The sequence below is a fragment of the Cupriavidus sp. GA3-3 genome (assembly GCF_000389805.1).
Classification (GTDB): Bacteria; Pseudomonadota; Gammaproteobacteria; order Burkholderiales; family Burkholderiaceae; genus Cupriavidus; species Cupriavidus necator_D.
This window is the reverse complement of record NZ_KB944474.1, coordinates 30,777-50,817: the sequence shown is the minus strand read 5'-3', so window position 1 is coordinate 50,817 and position 20,041 is coordinate 30,777. Positions and strand designations below refer to the sequence as shown.

Sequence of the window (20,041 nt, the reverse complement as noted above, 5' to 3'; positions counted from 1 at the left end):
GGGAGGGGCGCGCCGCCCGGATCAGCCGGCGCGGCGGTGGATGCGGCCGGCCTGCATCACCACGCTCAGGCGCTCGCCCTGGCCGGCGATCAGGCCGATATCGGCCAGCGGATTGCCGTCGACCAGCAGCAGGTCGGCCAGCGCGCCGGCGCGCACGGTGCCAAGCTCGCCTTCGCGCTGCAGGATGGCGGCCGCGATCGAGGTGGCCGAGCGGATCGCTTCCAGGTTGCCGAGCAGATCGGCGCGGATGCGGAACTCTTCGGCCTGGTGGTCGTGCATCTCGCCCAGCAGGTCCGAGCCATAGCCCATCGGCACGCCGGCATCGGCATAGATGCGCAGCGAGTCGCGGCCGGCCTGGCGCACGGTCTCGATCTTGGCCACGGAGTCGGCCGGCAGGCCCAGGCGGGCGCCGTCGCGCGCAAGCGCGTCGTAGGTGACCAGCGTCGGCACCACGAAGGCGCCGTGCCTGCGCATCTCGTCGGCGCTGTCGCGGTCGACCAGGTTGCCGTGCTCGATGGTGCGCACGCCACAGCGCACCGCGCGCGTGATGGCGCGGCCGGTGTAGGCGTGGGCCATCACATAGGTCTGTGCGGCTTCGGCTTCGGCAACGATCGCGCGGATCTCGTCTTCGCTGTACTGGGTGTTGCCGATCGGGTCGGTAGGCGAGGCCACGCCGCCCGAGGCCATGATCTTGATCTGGCTGGCGCCCTTCTGGATTTCTTCGCGCACGGCCAGGCGCACGGCATCGACGCCATCCACCACGCGCGCGATGGCACCGGCGCGGAAGGCACACGAACAGGGCTCCAGCACATCCGAGCGCGGACGGAAATCACCATGGCCGCCGGTCTGCGACAGCGCCTTGCCCGACGCAAAGATGCGCGGCCCCGGCACCAGCCCGGTGGCAACCGCCTGCGACAGGCCCCAGTCGGCGCCGCCGGCATCGCGCACCGTGGTGAAGCCGCGCTCCAGCATGCGCTGCATGATCGGCAGCGCGCGGATCGCCACCAGCACGTTGGGCTGCACCGCGTTCAGGCCGAGGTTGGCCAGCGAGGCCAGCACATGCACGTGGCAGTCGATCAGGCCGGGCATCACGGTCTTGCCGCGCGCGTCGATGCGCTGTGCGTTGGGGGCATCGATGGCCGGGCCGACCGCGGCAATGCGCTCGCCTTCAACCAGGACATCGTGGCCGCGCAGCAGCTCGCCCGTGCCGGGTTCGAGCACATCGCCGCCGTGGAAAAGGATCTGGGGACTCTGGGACATGTCAGCGTTGTTGCAGGTAGGAAGGTTCGCGCACGAAGCGGGTGCCGACCAGGCTGATGGCGGCGGCGATCATCACGTAGATGGCCGGGGCCATGCTGCTGCCGGTGGTGGCGATCAGCCAAGTGATGATGAAGGAGGCAAAGCCGCCGAAGATCGTCACCGCGAAGTTGTAGGCCACCGACAGGCCGGTCGACAGCACGCGCGCCGGGAACAGTTCGGAGAACGCCGCCAGGATCGGGCCGGTATAGGTGGCGATCAGCACGCCGAACACCAGTTGGAACACCAGCAGCGAAGCCAGGCCGGGCGCATGGTTGATATACGCGAACATCGGCCACGCCAGCACCAGGATCAGCAGCGCCGAGCCGCTCAGCAGCACGCGCCGGCCGATGCGGTCGGCCAGCAGGCCCACCAGCGGCGCGAACACCATGATGGCACTGCCGCCCGCCATGCCGGCGATAAAGCCATCGGCCTGCGGCACCTTCAGCACCTTGACCGCGTAGGTCGGCATGTAGAACAGCAGCACATAGGTGCACACCGTCCACAGGATCACCATCGAGAAGCTGGCCAGGGTCTCGCGCGGGTAGGCCTGCACGATTTCCTTGAGCGGTGAATCGGCGCGCTCGGCGTTGTCGCGGAAGGTCGGGGTTTCATCGAGGTGGTGGCGGATGTAGTAGCCCACCGGGCCGATCACGATGCCCAGCAGGAACGGCAGGCGCCAGCCCCAGCTGTTGAGTGCCTCGGTGCTCAGCGAACTGGTGACGAAGGTGCCCACCGCCGCGCCCAGCAGCACGGCCACGCCGATGCTGGCCTGGATCCAGCTGGAGTAGTAGGCACGCTGGCGCGCCGGGGCGTACTCGGTCAGGAAGGCGGTGGCGCCGCCCATCTCGCCGCCGGCGGAGAAGCCCTGCATCAGGCGCGCCACCACGATCAGCAGCGGGGCGAAGAGGCCGATCTGGTCGTATGTGGGCGCAATGCCGATCAGCGTGGTGCCGAGCGCCATCAGCAGGATGGTCAGCGACAGTGCCGCCTTGCGGCCCACGCGGTCGGCGTAGATGCCCAGCACGATGCCGCCCACCGGGCGCATGAAGAAGCCCACGCCGAAGGTGGCCACGGCCAGCAGCAGCGAGCTGAGGTCGTCGCCGGTGGGAAAGAACAGCTTCGCGATGATGACCGCGAAGAAGCTGTAGACGGTGAAATCGAACCATTCCAGGCCATTGCCGATCACCGTCGCGATGATGGCGCGGCGGCGCTGGCTGGGCTGGATGGCGGGCGCCGCTGGCGCAGCCGGTGTGTAGGGCGCGCTCGTTGGCGCAGCGCTGTTTTGCATGGGTGTTTCCTCCTCTGTGACAGCTGCCGGGGGCAAGGGCCGGTGTCGTCTCAGGCCGGCCGGGCAGATGGTGCAGCTGATGTTAGGAGAAGGCGGGGCGCAGACGGTAGCGATATCTCCGCATGAATGCATGCGCGTGGCGCATGGCTCGGGGTGATCGCGTCGTTGAGAGTATTTGCCGCCCGGACATTGCCGCCTGCTCAAGAGCAGCAGTTTCGCGGCGCTCAACCCCGGGCAGCTGCTGTGGCCGGCGTTCCTGCTGTAGTGGCAAGCGCGCCGGCCATGCAGCCAATCATGTCAGCGGACGCTAGTGAAAAGCAAGCTCAAGCTCCACGCCGCTGTAGTCAACGCGCGGAGCAAGCCTGCGGCGTGGCCCTTGTTCAAAGTGAATCAAGCCATAGCCCTCCATCGTGCGGAGTGTCCGCGACAGGTTCGACACGGCCCGTCCGGTTTTTTGCGATAGCTCTTCGAGCGATTCAGGATTCGTTTCCGCGATCAGCGCAAGCAATTGGCGATTGGCTGGGGACAGGACCTTTGCCAGCACGTCCAGCGATTGAAACCAGACCTTGGGCTCATCCTTTCCGGGCTTGAGTTTGCCGCGGGCGATCGCCATGGTGCGGGCCTTGAAGTCGTCCAGTGAGGCGATGCCAATCTTGAGGTTGCCGCTCATCATTCACTCCTTTTGCTGCAGGATCTTGTCGACCTCTGTCCAGAAATCTTCCAGCAACGTGGAAGCATCGTGGTAGTCGTAGAATCGAACGCCCGCCGCCATGTGCTGGTGGTCGTATTCAATGCGCGTCCGCACTCCTGGCCCGGATCCCTCATTGATGCCGTGCGCATTGTCAAAGCCAAGCAAACGGCAGCCAATCCTGTCATGCAGTGTCAGCGAATACCTCAGTCCGTGAGGGCGTTCCTGCGAGACAGCGCAGGTGCGCACCACGATTTTCACCCAATACAAGCTTTCGTCATCCATGACGAAGCGGAGCCCATCCAGGTCCAATAGTGTGTCGAGGCTACGGTCGCGCATAGGTATGCTATCACAGTGTGATAAGTATAGCGAGCCCGACCGCTTGCATAGTTTCGTACGTCCATAGGACGCCCGAACAACGTTTGTCTGTGGCCAAGGCCCGTCTGGTTAGCACATCACTTTGCCACCGACAATGTAACGAGGAGGTTATTTTCTGGAAATCTGGCGCATATTCAGAGCTTTCCCAAAGGGCTTTCCTTGCTGGCTCCGGCTTTTCCGTTGCTGATCGCTTGCGGCTCCTGTCGCCGGCCCTTCAGGCAGCCAGCAATTCTTCCACTTCCTCGCGCCGCGGCGGATACGCGCCGGCCCGGGTCGCAGCAATTGCCGCCGCGGCGGCAGCCAGCCGCGCCTGCGCGGCAAGGTCGCCCGCCGCGCCGGACAGCACGCCGGCCATCCAGCCGCCCATCGCCGCATCGCCACAGCCGACGGTGTCGGCCACATCAACTGCGAGCGCGGGCTGCTCGACGACAATACTGCCCTTGAGCAACGTCATGCCATGCGCGCCGCGCGTCAGCATGACGGTTGCATCGGGCGCCATGGCGCGTACCTGTGCCAGTGCCGCGTCGATATCGAGCGTGGGAAAGAGTCCGGCCAGGTCTTCGTCGGAGATCTTGACGTAGCTGGCCAGCCGCAGCATGTGTGCGAGGACGTTGGCGTAGCCCGGTGCGCGCATCAGGTCCCGGAAGTTGGGGTCGAAGGCAATGCGCTTGCCCGCCGTTGCGGCCAGCGTGGCTTCTTCACACAGCCGTGCCGCCAGCGGCTGGCGCACCAGGCTGATGGAGCCGAAGTGGATCACCTCTGCCGCCTGGCGCCAGCCCTCTGGCAGGCGCGCCGGATCGAAATGCAGGTCCGCGCTGTCGTCGCCGACAAAGAAGTACTGCGGCGGATGGCGTGACGCGACAAAGGCCAGCAACGGCGAGCGCGCCACCCGCTGCAGGAAGCGGCTGTCCAGGCCGGCGTCAGCGCTGGCCTGGGCCAGGTCATCGCCGAACAGGTCCTGGCTGACGGCTCCCGCAAAGGCGGTGGCAATGCCCAGCCGGGCGCCCACGCGCGCCACGTTCCAGCATGAGCCGCCGGGCAGGCCCAGCCAGCTGCCGTCGGCCTGGCGGACCATGTCGGTCAGGGCTTCTCCGAACACGACATAGCGGGGAAGGGGCGTGGACATCGGCGTCTCCTGTGTTGTTTGCCGCGGGTTAGCCTGCGGCCGTTGCCCGCACTGCCTGGGCGCGGCGGATCAGTGCGGCCGTCGACGCATCATGCGCGGCGGCGCCGGCCGTGCCTTCCAGTTCGCGCTGGATCGGCGCGGCCAGTTTCTTGCCGAGTTCCACGCCCCACTGGTCAAACGAATTGATCTGCCACAGCGCACCCTGCACGAAGGTGCGGTGTTCCGACAGCGCCAGCAGCGCGCCCAGGTGGTACGGGTCCAGCCGCTGCAGCAGCAGCGTATTGCTGGGCCGGTTGCCCTCGAACACCAGGTGCGGCACCAGCGCTTCGTCGCGCACGCCCTCGGCGCGCACTTCGTCGGCGGTGCGCCCGCGCAGCAGCGCCTCGCCCTGTGCAAAGCAGTTGGCCAGCAGCTTGGTATGGTGGCCGGGCAAGTCGCTCACGGGTTCCAGCGTGGCGATGAAGTCTACCGGAACCAGCTGCGAGCCCTGGTGCATCATCTGGAAGTAGGCGTGCTGGCCGTTGGTGCCGGTCGTGCCCCATACCACAGCGGCCGAGCCCGCATCGAGCGCGCCGCCGTCAAGCCGCACGGACTTGCCGTTGCTTTCCATTTCCAGTTGCTGCAGGAAGGCCGGCAGCAGTTCCAGCGGCTCGCAGTAGGGCGCCACGCAGCGGCTGCCGGCGCCGAGGAAGCTGCGGTACCAGACGTCGAGCAGGCCCAGGATCATCGGCAGGTTGCGCTCGGGCGGTGCGCTGGCGAAATGCAGGTCCATCGCGCGCGCGCCGTCCAGCAATTGCCGGAAGCGCTCGAAGCCGATGGCCACGGCGATCGAAAGTCCCACTGCGGACCACAGCGAGAAGCGTCCGCCCACCCAGTCCCAGAACGGGAACATATTGGCCGGGTCGATGCCGAACTCGGCCACCGCATCGCGGTTGGTCGACACCGCCACGAAATGGCGCGCCAGCCCGGCGCGGGTCACGCCTTGCTGCAGGAACCAGTCGCGCGCGGTGCAGGCGTTGGCCATGGTTTCCAGCGTGGTGAAGGTCTTGGAGCAGACGATCACCAGCGTGGTGGCGGCATCCAGCCCCGACAGCGTGCGTGCCAGATCGCTGCCGTCGACATTGGCGACAAAGTGCATGCGCGGGCCGGTGGTTTGTGCATCGCTCAGCGCGCGGCAGACCATGCGCGGGCCCAGGTCCGACCCGCCGATGCCGATATTGACGACGTCGGTGATCGCGCGGCCATCGAACCCGGTCCAGGCGCCACTGCGCACCGCGTTGGCAAAGCGCTCGATCTGTGCCAGCACCGTGGCTACGTCAGCGCCCACGGGCACGCCGAGCGCGCGATAGCCGTCCTCCGGATAGGCGCGCAGCGCGATATGCAGTGCTGCGCGGTGCTCGGTGGTGTTGACCGGTTCGCCGCCGAACATGGCGTCGCGCCGCTCGGCCACGCGCGCCTGGCCAGCCAGGGTGAACAGCAACGCCAGCGTTTCGTCGGTGATGCGGTTCTTGGCGTAGTCCAGCGTCAGGCCGCAGGCTTCGGCGGTGAAGCGCTCGGCGCGCAGCGGGCCGCGCGGGCCTTCGAACCAGTCGCGCATATGGGTGCCGCGCAGGGTGTCGGCGTGCGCGCGCAGGGCTTGCCAGGCGGGCAGGGAAGTGGTCATGTCAGATACTCCGCAATACGTGGGCTACATCTCTTCATGCCAGGCCATGCCGTCTCGCGACAGCAGGGCACTGGAGGCTGCCGGGCCCCAGGTGCCGGCGGTGTAAGGCTTGGGCGGCGTGGGCGAGTTCTCCCACGTCTTCAGGATGGGCGCGACCCAGCGCCACGCCTGTACCTGCTCATCGCGCCGCACGAACAGGCCCAGCCGGCCGCGGATCACGTCGAGCAGCAGGCGCTCGTACGCGCCCACGCGCCGTACACGTGGGGCGGCAGTGTTCAGCTGCAGGTCGAGGGACGCGGGAATCAGCGCCTGCGTGTCGCCCGGCTGCTTGGTCAGGAAATACAGCCGGATGCTCTCCTCGGGCTGCAGCGTGATCACCAGCCGGTTGCCGGACATGATTCCCAGCGGGTGCGGGAACAGCGGGTAGGGCACGTCATGGAAATGGATTACGATCTCCGCCACGCGCGACTGCATGCGCTTGCCGGTACGCAGGTAGAACGGCACCCCGGCCCAACGCCAGTTGGCGATCTCGGCGCGGATAGCGACGAAGGTCTCGGTGCGGCTGTCGGGCGCGATGCCGGGTTCACTGGCATAGCCGGGCACCGGGTCGCCGCCCGCGGCGCCACGGGAGTACTGGCCACGCACCACCTTTTCGGCCACGTCTTCCGGCCGGATCGGCCGCAGCGCCTTCAGGATCTTGAGCTTCTCATCGCGGATGGCGTCTTCCGACAGGCTCGTGGGCGGCTCCATCGCCACCATGCACAGCAGCTGCAGCAGGTGGTTCTGCACCATGTCGCGCAGCGCGCCGATGCCGTCATAGAAGTTGCCGCGGCGCTCCACGCCCAGCTCTTCGGCGATGGTGATCTGCACCTGGCGCACCCATTCGCGCCGCCACAGCGGCTCGAACAGCACGTTGCCAAAGCGCACCGCCATCAGGTTCTGCACCGACTCCTTGCCCAGGTAGTGGTCGATCCGGTAGATCTGGTCCTCGGCAAAGTGCCGCGCCACTTCCGCGTTGATGGCCTCGGACGAGGCCAGGTCGTGCCCGAGCGGTTTTTCCAGCACGATGCGGCTGCGCGGGCCGGTCAGGCCCACGCGCGCCAGTTGCTCGCAGATGGTGACGAACAGGTGCGGGGCCGTGGCCAGGTAGAACACCACCACTGGCGCCGCGCGCGCATTGACCAGCTCGGCCAGCGCGCCGAAGCCGGCATCGGCGTTGGCATCGACCTGCAGATACACGATGCGGTCGAGAAAGCCCTGCCACGCTGCGGCCGCGGCGTTGCCGGCCAGCGCTGGCAGCACTTCGTCGTTTAGCATCGCCAGGTAGGCGTCATGCGACAGCGGCTGGCTGCCCAGTGCCAGGATGCGCCCGCGCGGATGCAGCGAACCGGCGGCGTGGGCATCGAACAGTGCCGGCAGCAGCTTGCGCCGCGCCAGGTCGCCGGTGGCGCCGAACAGTACGAAATCGAACTCTGGAGCAGGTTCAGGTGCCGGAGCGCCGGCAGGGGGGCTAGCCATCATGGAATCAGCAAATGGAAAAGAGGGTGGAAGGACCGGCCGTGCCGCTTACCGCGGCGCGGCCCAGCCCTTGTACTGGCCTACATTGGCACGCGTCACCAGCGTGGACGGCAGCAGCACGGTCGGGTTGGGCGGGCGCTGGCCATTCATCATGCCCACGCCCAGTTGCACAGCGGTGCGGGCAATGGCCCACGGGTCCTGGCTGGCCGAGGCCTGCACCAGCGTGTCGGCCTTCAATGCCGCCTCGATGTCAGGCGCGCCGTCGACCGAGGCAATCACGATGCCGCGGCGGTTGAGCTGGCGCGCGGCCAGGTCCGCGCCCACGGCCTGCGGGTCGTTGATGGTGAAGACCGCATCCACCTTGGGAAAGCGCGTCAGGTACAGCTGCATTACGTTCAGCCCGCCTTCGCGGGAGCCCTTGGCATCCTGGTCGTCGGACAGGATGCGGATATCGGGGTGGCGCGCCAGCACGGTCTTGCAGCCCTTGACCCGGTCCAGCACCGCCGATACGGGCGGGCCGTTCTGGATGATGACGTTGCCGCGGCCCTTGAGCCGGTCGGCGATAAAGCCGCAGGCGAGTTCGCCGGCCTGGGTGTTGTCGGTCTGCACGGTGGCATCGGCGCCGGCGGCGGCCACATCGACCGCCACCACCACGATGCCGGCCTTGCGCGCCTTGCGTACCGCCGGCTCGATGGCGCGGGCGTCGGCGGCGTTGATCAGGATCAGGTCGACGCCGGCGACGATAAAGCTGTCGATGTGCATGAACTGCTTGTTCAGGTCGTAGTCCGCCGACAGCACGGTGACCTTTGCCTTCGGGTTGGCCTGCAGGGCCGCGGCCTCGGCACCGCGGGCCAGTGCGACAAAATACGGGTTGCCCAGCGAACCCAGGGTCACGCCAACCTTCTTGAGCGGGCGCTGCACGGACTGGACATCTGAAGCCGGCGCGGTCTGCGCGGGCGCTTGTGCCAGGGCCGGCACCGCGCACAGCGCTGCCAGCGCGCTCGCGGCAAGGGCTTTGAGGATGGGTTGGATCACGGTCTGTCTCCTGTGCGGCCGCAGCTCAGGTACGGGCCGAGCCCTTCTGGCGATAGCGGTCGAGCGCGACCGCGCCGATGATCACCAGGCCCTTGATGATGTATTGCCAGATATCCGACACGCCCAGCAGGATCAGCCCGTTGGACAGCACCGCGATGATCAGCGCACCCACCAGCGTGCCGGCAATCGATCCGACCCCGCCGACAAAGCTGGTGCCGCCCAGGATCACCGCGGCGATCGCATCCAGCTCATAGGACTGCCCCAGCTGCAGCCCGTTGGCCGCATACAGCCGCGACGCCGACATCACGCCGCCCAGCCCCGACAGCAGGCCCGACACCGCATAGACGAACAGAAGCACCACCCACACCTTGATGCCCGACAGGCGCGCCGCCTCGGCATTGCCGCCGACCGCGTAGATCTGCAGCCCCAGCACCGTGCGGCGCAGCACCAGCCACGACACCGCGACCACCGCAACGGCAATCACCACCAGCCAGGGGATGCCCAGCAGGTCGCCGTTGCCGATAAATGCGAACGGGATATCCGGGTTGTAGACCGTACTGTCGTTGCCGACCAGCCGCGCCAGCCCGCGCACCGCGGTCAGGCTGCCCAGCGTCACGATGAACGGCGGCAGCTTCATGAAGGCGATCAGCGCACCGTTGACCAGTCCGAACAGCAATCCGCACAGCAGCGCTGCCGGCACGCTCAGCGCCGCCAGTTGCGGCATCAGCGAGACCAGCATCGCCACCACGGCCGACACCGACAGGATCGATCCCACCGACAGGTCGATGCCCCCGGTCAGGATCACGAATGTCATGCCCGCGGCCAGTACCAGGTTGATCGACGCCTGCTGGGCGATGATCGACAGGTTCTGCAGGCTGGCGAAGTTCTCGGTCAGCAGCGTGAAGCCAAAGCAGAGCAGCACCAGCACCGGCAGCATGCCGAGCGCGCGCAGGCGTTCCTGCGTGGTGGCGCGGCCGGTGGCGTGGCCCACCGGCGTGGCAGCCTGGGCGGTGACGCCATGGGCCGTGGATGAGAGGGGATTGCGCATATGTGTCTCCTGATGCTGCGAGGCGGGATGCCGCCCCGGTGCGGCCGTTCTTTGCCGGCCTGTACGGGAATTCAGCGGTTCAGTGCAGGACTGGGGGCGGTTGCTCGCCGGCTCCGGTGGCCAGCGCAATGATCCGTTCCTGCATGGCGGCGGCATCGGCGCAGCCCGGCACTTCGCCGGCCAGCTCGCCTTCGCGCATCACCAGCACGCGGTCGCACAGGCCGACCACCTCGGGCAGTTCGCTGGAAATCATCAGCACCGCCACGCCGGAGCGCGCCAGCTCGTTGATGAGCCGGTAGATCTCGGCCTTGGCGCCGATATCCACGCCGCGCGTGGGCTCGTCCAGGATCAGCACGCGCGGCCGGGTTTCCAGCAGCCGCGACAGCATCACCTTCTGCTGGTTGCCGCCGGATAGCGATCCCACGTTGACCTGCGGGTGCGCCACGCGGATGCCGAGCGAGCGGATCGCCGCGGCGGTGCGCTGGCGCGCGCTGGCGCGGTTCAGGCGCCCGCCGCGCAGCGCATCGCGCGCGGCCACGATCAGGTTGATGTTCTCGTGCACGCTCTGGTCCAGGAACAGGCCCTGCAGCTTGCGGTCTTCGGTCAGGTAGGCAATGCCGGCATCGATCGCCTGGCGCGGGCCGGTGACGGCCAGCGGCGTGCCGGCCACGAACACGGCGCCATCGGTGCGGGCATCGGCGCCGAAGACTAGCCGCGCCAGCTCGGTGCGCCCGGCGCCCACCAGCCCGGCCAGGCCCAGCACCTCGCCGGCGCGCAGGTCGAAGCTGCAGCCGCGCACGCGCCGGCCATCGGACATATTGCGCACCGACAGCATGATCTCGCCCGGCGCGGCCGCGCCATGGGTCTTGGTGTAGAAGCCGGACAGGTCGCGCCCGACCATCATCTTGACCAGCGCCGCCTGCGTCAGAACGTCGCGCGTGAGCGTGCCGACAAAGCAGCCGTCGCGCAGCACCGTGACGCGGTCGGCCAGCTCATCGATTTCCGCCATGCGGTGGCTGATATAGATGATGGCCATGCCTTCGGCGCGCAGCTGGCGGATCAGGGCGAACAGGCGGTCGGTCTCGCGGGTGGACAGCGGCGTGGTGGGCTCGTCCATCACCAGGATGCGGGTCTCGAAATGCACCGCGCGCGCGATCTCCACCAGCTGGCGCTGCGCGATCGACAGCGTATGCACCGGCGTCTGCGGCGTGAAGTCCGCGCCCAGCCGGGCCAGCGTGGCCTCGCAGGCGCGCGCCATGGCGGCGCGGTCGACCATGCCGCGGTGGTGCAGGTGGCGGCCCAGGTAGATGTTCTCGGCCACGCTCAGGTTGGGCGCCAGGCTCAGCTCCTGGTAGATCACGGCCACGCCGTGGGCGCGCGCCGTGGCCGGGCCGTCGATGGCCACCGGCTTGCCGGCGATGCGGCACTCGCCGCCCGGGTCGGCGATGTAGGCGCCGGACAGGATCTTCATCAGCGTGGATTTGCCGGCGCCATTCTCGCCCATCAGGGCATGGACTTCGCCGGCGTAGACGGTCAGCTCCATGTTGCTGAGCGCCTTCACGCCGGGGAAGGTCTTGGAGATATTGCGCAGTTCAAGCAGCGGCGCTGGGCCCGCATGGCCGCCATGCAGGTGCGCTGCCATGGGCGAGGTACGCGGTGCTTCAGACAATGGCATGGCCGGCCTCCGGAACGATGGCAGACGCGCCCCGTAGCAGTTCGGCGCGCGGCGAGAAGTTCATGAACATCGGCAGCGACGCGGCACCCACCGCGCCGGCGTTGGCGCCAAAGCAGCCGCGCACCACGGTGGCGGGCGCGCGGGCTTCGGGGGCGCTTTCATCCAGCACCTGCTGCAGGCGCGCAATCAGCGTGGCGACCAGGCCGCCGTCGATATCGGCATCGAAGATCACCAGCGGCACGTCGAGCACGGCGAGGGCGGACTGCAGCGCCGGCGCCAGCGCATCGACGCAGTCGGCAATCCATTCCTCGACCGCGGGGTGGCCCAGCTCGACCTGGCGCTGCAGGTCGGCATGGCCGTTGACCACCACGCCGTGGTGGCGCAGGTGGCGGGTCAGGGCGTTGAGCGACGCGCGCGAGATCAGGATGTCGCGCCGCTTGCCGGTGCCGGTGGCAACCGGCGCGGAGGGCAGGGTGCTGGGCGGCACCGGCATCATCGCGATATCGCCGGCATTGCCGGAGACACCGCGCACGCAGTCGCCATTGAGCACCACGCCGCCGCCGATGGCGGGGCCAAGGAAGACATAGAGGAAATGCCGGGCATGGTGGCGCCCGTAGAACAGTTCGGCCACCGCGGCGGCGGTGCCGTCGTTCTCGCCGAAGACCGGCAAGCCGGTGGCGGCGTTGAGCATTGCCGGGAAGTCAGCCTGGTCCCAGGCGCGGAAGCTTGCCTGGAAGGCTTCGCCCTGCACGTCCAGCTCGCGCAGCCAGGCACCCAGGTTATAGGGCTGCGCCACGCCGATGCCCAGCAGGCGCTTCTGTTCGGTGGGGGTGAGCAGGGCGCGCAGCTCGGCAATATCGTGCCGCACCATTTCCAGCGCCTGGTCAGGGTGGGGCAGGACCAGCTGGTGGGCGCGGCTGGCCAGGATATGGCCGGCAAAGTCCACCATCACCACCTCGATGCTGCCGCGGTCCAGCCGTACGCCAATGCCGAAGGCGCCCTTGGGCTGCAGCCGGATCAGGCTGGCCGGCTGGCCGCGCTGGCCTTCCGTGCGGCGCCCGGACTGTTCGACCAGACCTTCCTCGGACAGGGTCTGCACGATGCTGCCCACCGCCGTATTGGTCAGCTGCGCCATGCGCGCCAGGTCAGCCTTGGAGGCCTCGCCGGCACGGCGCAGCGCCAGCAGCAGCGCGCGTTCGTTGTACAGGCGCAGGCTGGCGGAATTCACGCCACGGCCCGCTTTGGATGCGGTCATCTTGTCTCCGTCCGCTATTAATTAATTCATGTTGAATTAAATGATATGGGTGCGCAGAACTCAACCGCGGGGAAACCCGGAGGGCGGATGCGCCGCCTGGGTGTCAGGTGATCGGGAAGCCACTGCCATGGCTCGGAAGGAAGAAGGTAGCGGCGGTCCGCCCGCAGGAGGACCGCCCGGGGGCGTTGCGGGGGGCGGGCTTATTGTTTGGACATCTGCATGGTGAAGTACCCGCCGGTCCCGGTGCTGGCGGCCATCACCAGCGTGCGTGCATAGCGCGTGCTGCTGCTCACGATGATGCTGCCGTCGGCCGGCATCAGGCGGATCGCGGCAAAGCCGTTGTGCGGCACGCCGGTCGACAGCGCGCAGCCGGTGCTGCCCGGCTGCGTGGAGTTTTCGGCAACGATCCTGACCGCATACAGGTTCTTGGCCGATCCCGGGGTGGCAAGCGTTGCCGTGCCCTGCAGGTCGCAAATGCGGGTGCCGCTGGTATAGGTACCGGTGACGTTGCCCGCGTCATCGATCTGCATGGCAAAGCCGTCTTGCTTCCAGTTGCCGGCGATGGCAGCCTGGTCCACGGCTAGCGCGTTGGACGGATCATAGGTACCGGATAGCAAATTGATAGGGTTGCTTGGCGTGGCGACGAAATTGCCGTCAAAGCGCTGCCCCGGGGTAATGGTGCCGGCCCCGGTGGCCGGGTAGGCAAAGCCGGTTTCGTACAGCGTGCCGGGGCCCAGCGTCCAGGCCGAGCCAGAAAACTGGAACGCGCCTGCCAGCACGCCCGTCGGTCTCGCGTGCACGAACTTCCCGCTGTTGTCGACCAGCGTGGCGTTCATGAGGCCGACCCAGAGACCTTCGCTGCCATTGCCGACCGCTGCCGTCGAGCCCGGTTGCGGTGCGCTCAGGCTCGGCGGCAGCTCGCCAGTGGGTGCAGGTTGCGGTGCTGCTTCGGGCGAGGGCTCGGGCTTTGGTGCAGGCGCCGGTGCCGGATTATTTTCGGAAGGTGGCGTTTGTGCCGCCGGTGTGGTCGTTGTGTCGTCCCCGCCGCCGCCACAGGCGGCCAGCAGCGCGATGGCCGACAGCAGGGCTGCCGGCATTGCCATTTTTCTCATTGGATTTCACCTCCGGATTGTGGGAAAGGTCTAGCTGTCCCGTTGCATATGGGCGTCGGGCAGATCCCACTACGGAATGGTTGCGTCGGGCGACGCGGTGGGAAATGCCGACCGGCCAAAGCTATCGATCCGGGGTCGGCAGGTAAATCAGACGGATCTGAAATACGGGGGAGAAATTGCCTGTATGAATATCCGAGGGCAGTCACTGCAGGCGGCCGCGCGTGCGGCGGGCGCCTTCGGCTGCGTCAATCCGGCAACGCCCCCGCCTGCCGCAGCGCCGCGCGCGCAATCTCCATGCGCGCCTTGGCGTGTTCGGGCTGCACCATGTCGAGATTGAGTGCAAACAGGTAGTCGTCGTCGCCACGCTCAACCCAGCCCACCAGCCAGCCCACTGCGGGCTTGGCCGAATCGGCCCACCCGGTCTTGGCGTGCAGGGTGTAGCCGGCGGTGCGCTCCATCACAGTGATGTCGTCCACGGCCTTGAAGGTGGTCGGGGAGAACGGCAGCGTGCGCTGTACCACGCCCTTCAGGAAGTCGATCTGCTGGTAGGCGGAGATCTGCAGCGTGCCGTTCAGCCAGAAGCGGTCGACCTGGCCGGAGCTGTTGGCATTGCCATAGTGCGATGCGGTCAGGTAGCGCTGGTAGGCCGCGCTGCCAACCCGCCGCGCCAGCGCCTGGTAGGCCGGCACGCAGGAATTCGGGAAGGCGACGCGCAGCGGCACGTCAGCGTTGCAGGCGTCGGGCAGGACAGCCTTGCCGCCGACCAGCCAGACCTTGCCGTCCCACGGCAGCTTGTCATGGTCGACGTCGGCCACGGCACCGCTCTCCAGGCCGATCATCGAGTTCAGGATCTTGAAGGTCGACGCCGGCGAGTACTGCGTGGCCGCACGCGGCTTGTTGTAGGTCAGCATGCGGTCGCGCCGCAGGTCGTAGATCACCATGGTGCCGGTGGCATCGGCCTGGCGGAACAGCGCCGCGGCATCCAGCGGGACTTCTTTCGGTGCCGCCAGGGCGGGCAGGGTGGAGGCGAGCAGGCCGAAGCCGATCGCCATCGGTGTCAGCAGACGAGCAAGATGTTTGTTCATGGCTTTGCAGAAGAGTTGAGGGGATGGCAATCCGGGCCCGGACCGTGGTGCGCAGCATAGGAGAGCGTCCGGATAAGGCCAACCGCGTTGGCTGTAACTTGCGTAACATGACGGGCGCCACCAGCGGTTTTCACTTGATCCCTGCCTACCTGATGCCAGCCACGCCTGCTCCGATCCGTATCGACGTGTCGGCCCCGTACCGGGTCGACGGCCAACCCGCGCGCTACCAGTCGGTCTGGCTGCTGGCGCGCATCTGGCATGCGCATCGCACCGGGGAGGGCGGTGTCACCGCGGCGGTGGTGCGCAGCGCCTTCCCGACGGCGGCCAACCTGCGCATGCTGGTGTCGCGCGCGTTCGCGGACTTTGCGCGCTGGCAGGTGGTGGTCGGATGGGGGGGCGACCGCCAGCGCGACCCGGCCGCGGCCAATCCGGCGCAGCGCAGCCGCGGGCCGTTCTGGATCACGGCAGCGTGCGCGCGCCACCTGCGCTTTGTGGCGGACGGGCGCACGCTGGGCCCGGCCGCGCTGGCCCGCCGCCTTGGCTTTCCCACGGGGCCGCAAGCGGCGCCGGCGGGCCAGCCGGACGGCGTCGGCTACGTGATGCGCGACATGGCCTTCTGGAGCGAGCTGACCCAGGCCATGCGCGGCGCGCAGGACGGCCACGCGGGCATGCACGGCTCGGCCGTGGCCGAGTCCTTCCGCGCGGCAGGCCGCAGTGCCGGCGACGGATTCCAGCAAGCGCTGTCATTGCTCAAGGAAAGCCTGGCGTGGCGGCGCTGCGGCCGCCTCGATCAGAGCCGGGCGGCACTCAGGCGTGTCGACCGCCTGGTGCAGGCGGCTGAGGCCGGCGCAGCGACGCCCGCGTTCTGCGCCATGGCGCATATCGTGCGGGCCTGGGAACGCTATACCCGCGGTGACAGCGACGGCGCGCGTGCCGGCCTGGAAGGGCTGCAGTCCGATCCGGAACTGCGCCTGGTGGTGCGCTACAACCCGCGCGTGCGCTTTGAAGTGCTGAACCTCGAAGCGCTGCTGCACAAGGCCGATGCCATGCGCGCCGGGCATGCCGGCACGGCGCGGGCCGCGCAGCTGGCGCTGGATACCTTCGCCGGTGCGCTGCAGGCCGCCTACGAGGCGGATTCCGTCGACGCCGTGCAGCATGCCGCGGCCAATATCGGCCTGTGCCTGTGGCTGTTCTGGCAGCACGGCCTGGTCGATGCCGCGCGCACCTTGTCCGCCAGCGCGGTGCAGCGGCAGGCGATGCGCTGGCTGGGCTTGTCGGAGTGGATCTGCGACCGGTTCGGCGTGGGCGGTGGCACGGCGTGGAACGCGATCTTCCTGTTGCGCATCGCACGCGGCAGCTGCGGGCCCGATACCCCGCCGTCCGACCGGCCAGCCAGGGCCAACGACAGCATGGCCGCGTTCCGCCGCCAGCGCCCGCTGTCCGTTGCCGACGCTGTCGACGCACTGCGGCCGTTCCACGCGCCGTTCGCACCGGCCAAGGGCTTCGTGCGCTGGTCCGCCGTGGCTGCGTTCGCGCTGGAAGACCATGACGCCGGCCACGTCAGGCTGGGGCCGTTGCAGCTGGCCAACCTGCTGCTCGAATCGGCCTGGTACCTCACCCACGAGCAAGGCGCTACCGCCATAGCGTGTGCCGCGGTGGAGCGGCTGGCCGCCCAGTTGCCGGCGCTGCGGCCGGCCGAGCGTGCCTTCTTCACCGTGGAATTGCGTGCCTTGCCGCCTGAGTTGCGCGATGCTGCCGCGGAAGCTTCGCGGCGCCGGCGCAAGGCGGCGTGAGGGCTGGGAGCACCCAGACAGCAAGCCAACGGTTTTGGGTGCGCCAAAGCCGCCCGAACTAGCCTAAGCAAGGTGTTCTCCCTCTCCCCTCATGGGGAGAGGGCCGGGGTGAGGGGTGGTTTAGCTAGAAACGACATCAAGCCGGGCCTTCGGCCTGCGGGATCCTGGCCAAGACCGATCGGCTTGATGCGATGGTACTGGCACGCTTCGCCCTGCAGATTCGCCCGCCGGCGCGGCCGCTGCCCGACGAGGCGCAGCGCGAGTTTGCCGATCTACTGGATAGACGCAGCCAACTGGTGGCGATGCGCGCGCAGGAGAAGGCATGGGTTGCCACTGCCCCGCCAGTCGCACTTAAGAGTTTGAAGGAGCATATAGCGTGGCTGGACGCCCGCATTAAGTCTCACGACATCGACATGACGCACAAGCTGCGCACCAGCGACGTGTGGAAGAACAAGGTCGAATTGCTCGACAGCATGCCGACTTGACACGGTTGCTCTCCCGCAAGCGGGAGAGCGAGCACACAAACGTTGTGCTGGAACCAGTGGCACTAGCAATCCGGCTTCAGTCGAACAGTTCGTGCCAGATGCTCTTCTTCTTATAGTGCTTCTGCTCGCGCTCATAGTACCGGTCGCGGTCGCCATGGCCGCGCTGGTATTCCTGTCGCGGGGGCGGGGTTTGCTGCGGCATTTGCTGCATCGGCGCCGCCTGCTGTGCCGGGGCGGTTGCCACGGAGCGCTCAAGGATCTTGTCGAGTTCGCCCCGGTCCAGCCAGACACCGCGGCATTTCGGGCAGTAATCGATCTCGATGCCCTGGCGTTCGGACATCACGAGTTGCGTTTGCGGGCACACCGGACAATCCATTGCTTCTCCTCATTGCAGTGAAAACAGTCAGGGTATGACCGGCGCCAGCCCGTATGGTTCGGCCGGAGAGTGCTTTCGAAAGTGGTGCCGGGGCCGTTTGATGTGGCGCGCAGGCCCGCCTGACGGGGAATTTGCGGGGCTGGCTGCCGTCGAAGGCATATGCATGCCTCCCGTCTGTCTTCCCGTCCCCGCGCTTTCGCCGGCCTGATCTGGCTGGTGGTGAGCATCGGCCTGATCTGGCTCGCCTGGCCCTGGTTGCGGCCGCCACTCGAACGCGCGATCTACGTGGCCCGGCTCTCGGTCCGCCCCGCGCCGGTGGCATTGCCGGTGCCGGTCGAGGGCATTGTCCCGGGCGCGCTGCGCGATACCTGGCACGGCGCGCGCTCCGGCGGACGCAAGCATGAGGGCATCGATATCTTTGCGCCGCGCGGCCGCCCGGTGGTGTCGGCTACCGAGGGCATTGTCACGCGCGTGGGCACCAACAAGCTGGGCGGGAAGGTGGTGTGGGTGATGGGGCCCGGGCGCCAGCTGCATTACTACGCCCATCTTGACGACTACGCCGGCGTGCGTGCCGGCGACGTGATTGTGCCCGGCACGGTGCTGGGCTATGTCGGCACAAGCGGCAATGCGCGGGGCACGCCGCCCCACCTGCACTATGGCGTCTACACCGCGGGCGGGGCGATCAATCCCTACCCGCTGCTGAAGGCGCCCGCGCCAGGGGGCGGGGCGGCCGCGCGAGGCGGCGCACGCTAGCGCGCGCCCGCGGGCTTCAAGGCAGGCTGCTCAGGCAGCCTCGCCGACGGTGCCGTGGCCGGCTTGTTCGGCTGGCTCGTCCTTGCCGCCGGGCAGCAGCAGGTTGAGGATCACCGCCGACAGCGAGCCCACCGTGATGCCGGAGCCAAACACTTCATGGACGAAGGCAGGCAGCTTGGACAGCAGTTCCGGGCGGAACGTCACCGCCAGGCCGCAGCCGATCGACACGGCCACGATCAGGGTATTGCGCTGCGTGAACTTGACGGTGCTGAGCATCTGGATCCCGCCCGACACGATCATCGCGAACATCATCAGGCCGGCGCCGCCCAGCACCGGCTGCGGAATCGTCACCACCAGCGCGCCCAGCACCGGGAACAGCCCCGCCAGCAGCAGCATGACACCGGTCAGCGCGACCACATGGCGGCTGGCCACGCCGGTCAGCGAAACCACGCCGACGTTCTGCGCAAAGGTGGACAGCGGCGGGCTCGACACCAGTGCCGCAAAGGCCGAGCCAAAGCCATCGCACAGGATGCCGCGCGACAGGCATTTACCGGAAATCGGCCGCTGCGTGGCCGCGCCCAGTGCCATGAACGTGCCCGTGGATTCGACGATGGTCACCAGGAAAGCGATCGACATGGCGACGATGCCGGAGATTGGGAACGACATCCCGAAGTGCAGCGGCTGCGGCACCGCGATGATCGGCGCCTGGTGAAACTGGGTGAAGTCGACCAGGCCCAGCGCCAGGCAGAGCAGGTAGCCGCCGGCAATGCCGACCACAATGGCCGAGGCCGACAGCATGCCCTTGCCCCACTGCACCACCGCGACCACCAGCGCCAGCACCGCGACGGCAATCGCCAGGTTGCCGGGTGCGCCATAGCGGCTGCTGCCCTGGCCGCCTGCGGCCCAGTCGATGGCCACCGGAATCAGCGACAGGCCGATCATGGTGACTACCACGCTGGTGACGGTATGCGGAAACAGCTTGCGGATCGCCGGCATGAAGAAGCTGCCCAGGATCATCACCAGCGAACCCGCCAGCGCCGAGCCCAGGATGCCAGCCACGCCGTGTTCGACGCCCACGCTGATGGCCGCGCCGACAAAGGCGAAGCTGGTGCCCATCACGCATGGCATGCGGATGCCCACCGGGCCAATGCCCTTGCACTGGATGATGGTGACGATGCCCGAGCCAAGCAGGGCCGCATTCACCAGGGCAATGACCTGGTCCGGCGGCAGCTTCAGCGCACCGCCAATGACCAGCGGCACCGCAATGATGCCGCCCAGGGCGGCCAGCAGATGCTGGAGCGCAAGCAAAAACGTCGTCAGCCGAGGGGGGCGGTCTTCCACCTTGAATAGCAAGGGCGCCATTCATGTCTCCTGTTGTCTGGCCGGATAGGTTTCCGGACTGTCTTGTTCTTCTGGCGCCGGGGAAGGGGCTGCCCCCGGCCCTGTCATTGCGCGCTGACGGGC

Annotated in this window: 18 protein-coding genes; 3 read left to right on the top strand and 15 right to left on the bottom strand. The window is 67.8% G+C overall.

What is annotated here, in order from left to right:
• Positions 1–21: 21 nt before the first annotated feature.
• From C265_RS12210 to C265_RS12150, 13 genes are all read right to left on the bottom strand, one after another.
• Positions 22–1,260, bottom strand: coding sequence for an amidohydrolase family protein (locus tag C265_RS12210; protein WP_010814492.1), 1,239 nt, complete (start codon positions 1,258–1,260; stop codon positions 22–24).
• Between the two features lies 1 nt (position 1,261).
• Positions 1,262–2,587, bottom strand: a complete 1,326-nt coding sequence (locus C265_RS12205) for an MFS transporter (protein ID WP_010814491.1) — start codon at positions 2,585–2,587, stop codon at positions 1,262–1,264.
• 307 nt (positions 2,588–2,894) lie between these two features.
• Positions 2,895–3,260 carry a helix-turn-helix domain-containing protein gene (locus tag C265_RS12200; protein ID WP_010814490.1) on the bottom strand — a complete coding sequence of 122 codons (366 nt, stop codon included), beginning with the start codon at positions 3,258–3,260 and terminating at the stop codon, positions 2,895–2,897.
• A complete protein-coding gene (locus C265_RS12195; protein WP_010814489.1) occupies positions 3,261–3,614 on the bottom strand; it encodes a DUF6516 family protein in 354 nt (117 codons plus the stop codon).
• A gap of 253 nt (positions 3,615–3,867) precedes the next feature.
• Positions 3,868–4,779 (bottom strand): carbohydrate kinase, encoded by a 912-nt coding sequence (locus C265_RS12190; RefSeq protein ID WP_010814488.1) that lies wholly within the window; start codon positions 4,777–4,779, stop codon positions 3,868–3,870.
• A gap of 28 nt (positions 4,780–4,807) precedes the next feature.
• Complete coding sequence (gene pgi, locus C265_RS12185) at positions 4,808–6,442, bottom strand: glucose-6-phosphate isomerase (RefSeq protein ID WP_010814487.1); 1,635 nt, start codon at positions 6,440–6,442, stop codon at positions 4,808–4,810.
• Positions 6,443–6,466: 24 nt separating this feature from the next.
• Complete coding sequence (zwf, locus tag C265_RS12180; protein ID WP_011617276.1) at positions 6,467–7,963, bottom strand: glucose-6-phosphate dehydrogenase; 1,497 nt, start codon at positions 7,961–7,963, stop codon at positions 6,467–6,469.
• Positions 7,964–8,008: 45 nt separating this feature from the next.
• Positions 8,009–8,995 (bottom strand): ABC transporter substrate-binding protein, encoded by a 987-nt coding sequence (locus tag C265_RS12175; RefSeq protein ID WP_010814485.1) that lies wholly within the window; start codon positions 8,993–8,995, stop codon positions 8,009–8,011.
• A 25-nt stretch (positions 8,996–9,020) separates the two neighbouring features.
• Positions 9,021–10,043: a ribose ABC transporter permease gene (locus tag C265_RS12170; protein WP_010814484.1), complete on the bottom strand. Its 1,023-nt coding sequence runs from the start codon at positions 10,041–10,043 to the stop codon at positions 9,021–9,023.
• 79 nt (positions 10,044–10,122) lie between these two features.
• Positions 10,123–11,685, bottom strand: a complete 1,563-nt coding sequence (locus C265_RS12165) for a sugar ABC transporter ATP-binding protein (RefSeq protein WP_010814483.1) — start codon at positions 11,683–11,685, stop codon at positions 10,123–10,125.
• Positions 11,686–11,704: 19 nt separating this feature from the next.
• Positions 11,705–12,973 carry an ROK family protein gene (locus C265_RS12160; protein WP_010814482.1) on the bottom strand — a complete coding sequence of 423 codons (1,269 nt, stop codon included), beginning with the start codon at positions 12,971–12,973 and terminating at the stop codon, positions 11,705–11,707.
• A 200-nt stretch (positions 12,974–13,173) separates the two neighbouring features.
• Positions 13,174–14,085: a hypothetical protein gene (locus tag C265_RS12155; protein ID WP_246840199.1), complete on the bottom strand. Its 912-nt coding sequence runs from the start codon at positions 14,083–14,085 to the stop codon at positions 13,174–13,176.
• 245 nt (positions 14,086–14,330) lie between these two features.
• Positions 14,331–15,170 (bottom strand): penicillin-binding transpeptidase domain-containing protein, encoded by an 840-nt coding sequence (locus C265_RS12150; RefSeq protein ID WP_011617271.1) that lies wholly within the window; start codon positions 15,168–15,170, stop codon positions 14,331–14,333.
• A gap of 152 nt (positions 15,171–15,322) precedes the next feature.
• On the opposite strand from C265_RS12150, the gene C265_RS12145 reads away from it, so the two are divergent.
• Both C265_RS12145 and C265_RS12140 read left to right on the top strand, forming a co-directional pair.
• Entirely contained in the window at positions 15,323–16,963 is a 1,641-nt protein-coding gene (locus C265_RS12145) for a hypothetical protein (RefSeq protein WP_037024248.1), read from the top strand.
• Between the two features lie 161 nt (positions 16,964–17,124).
• Entirely contained in the window at positions 17,125–17,448 is a 324-nt protein-coding gene (locus C265_RS12140; protein ID WP_371258350.1) for a transposase, read from the top strand.
• A gap of 76 nt (positions 17,449–17,524) precedes the next feature.
• On the opposite strand, the gene C265_RS12135 is transcribed toward C265_RS12140, so the two are convergent.
• Positions 17,525–17,824, bottom strand: coding sequence for a zf-TFIIB domain-containing protein (locus C265_RS12135; RefSeq protein ID WP_010814477.1), 300 nt, complete (start codon positions 17,822–17,824; stop codon positions 17,525–17,527).
• Between the two features lie 159 nt (positions 17,825–17,983).
• Here C265_RS12135 and C265_RS12130 point away from each other — a divergent pair, with 159 nt between their 5' ends.
• On the top strand, positions 17,984–18,577 hold the full coding sequence (locus C265_RS12130; protein ID WP_010814476.1) for a M23 family metallopeptidase: 594 nt from the start codon (positions 17,984–17,986) through the stop codon (positions 18,575–18,577).
• Positions 18,578–18,607: 30 nt separating this feature from the next.
• Here C265_RS12130 and C265_RS12125 read toward each other — a convergent pair whose 3' ends face one another.
• Positions 18,608–19,939: a nucleobase:cation symporter-2 family protein gene (locus C265_RS12125; protein WP_010814475.1), complete on the bottom strand. Its 1,332-nt coding sequence runs from the start codon at positions 19,937–19,939 to the stop codon at positions 18,608–18,610.
• Positions 19,940–20,041: the final 102 nt, after the last annotated feature.

What these genes read in the sequence shown, in the direction of transcription:
- C265_RS12210 (WP_010814492.1), bottom strand. Translation starts at nt 1,260, where the DNA reads ATGTCCCAGAGTCCCCAGATCCTTTTCCACGGCGGCGATGTGCTCGAA.
- zwf (WP_011617276.1), bottom strand. Translation starts at nt 7,963, where the DNA reads ATGATGGCTAGCCCCCCTGCCGGCGCTCCGGCACCTGAACCTGCTCCA.
- C265_RS12190 (WP_010814488.1), bottom strand. Translation starts at nt 4,779, where the DNA reads ATGTCCACGCCCCTTCCCCGCTATGTCGTGTTCGGAGAAGCCCTGACC.
- C265_RS12125 (WP_010814475.1), bottom strand. Translation starts at nt 19,939, where the DNA reads ATGGCGCCCTTGCTATTCAAGGTGGAAGACCGCCCCCCTCGGCTGACG.
- C265_RS12155 (WP_246840199.1), bottom strand. Translation starts at nt 14,085, where the DNA reads ATGAGAAAAATGGCAATGCCGGCAGCCCTGCTGTCGGCCATCGCGCTG.
- C265_RS12170 (WP_010814484.1), bottom strand. Translation starts at nt 10,043, where the DNA reads ATGCGCAATCCCCTCTCATCCACGGCCCATGGCGTCACCGCCCAGGCT.
- C265_RS12195 (WP_010814489.1), bottom strand. Translation starts at nt 3,614, where the DNA reads ATGCGCGACCGTAGCCTCGACACACTATTGGACCTGGATGGGCTCCGC.
- C265_RS12200 (WP_010814490.1), bottom strand. Translation starts at nt 3,260, where the DNA reads ATGATGAGCGGCAACCTCAAGATTGGCATCGCCTCACTGGACGACTTC.
- C265_RS12205 (WP_010814491.1), bottom strand. Translation starts at nt 2,587, where the DNA reads ATGCAAAACAGCGCTGCGCCAACGAGCGCGCCCTACACACCGGCTGCG.
- pgi (WP_010814487.1), bottom strand. Translation starts at nt 6,442, where the DNA reads ATGACCACTTCCCTGCCCGCCTGGCAAGCCCTGCGCGCGCACGCCGAC.
- C265_RS12130 (WP_010814476.1), top strand. Translation starts at nt 17,984, where the DNA reads ATGCATGCCTCCCGTCTGTCTTCCCGTCCCCGCGCTTTCGCCGGCCTG.
- C265_RS12150 (WP_011617271.1), bottom strand. Translation starts at nt 15,170, where the DNA reads ATGAACAAACATCTTGCTCGTCTGCTGACACCGATGGCGATCGGCTTC.
- C265_RS12165 (WP_010814483.1), bottom strand. Translation starts at nt 11,685, where the DNA reads ATGGCAGCGCACCTGCATGGCGGCCATGCGGGCCCAGCGCCGCTGCTT.
- C265_RS12145 (WP_037024248.1), top strand. Translation starts at nt 15,323, where the DNA reads ATGCCAGCCACGCCTGCTCCGATCCGTATCGACGTGTCGGCCCCGTAC.
- C265_RS12160 (WP_010814482.1), bottom strand. Translation starts at nt 12,973, where the DNA reads ATGACCGCATCCAAAGCGGGCCGTGGCGTGAATTCCGCCAGCCTGCGC.
- C265_RS12135 (WP_010814477.1), bottom strand. Translation starts at nt 17,824, where the DNA reads ATGGATTGTCCGGTGTGCCCGCAAACGCAACTCGTGATGTCCGAACGC.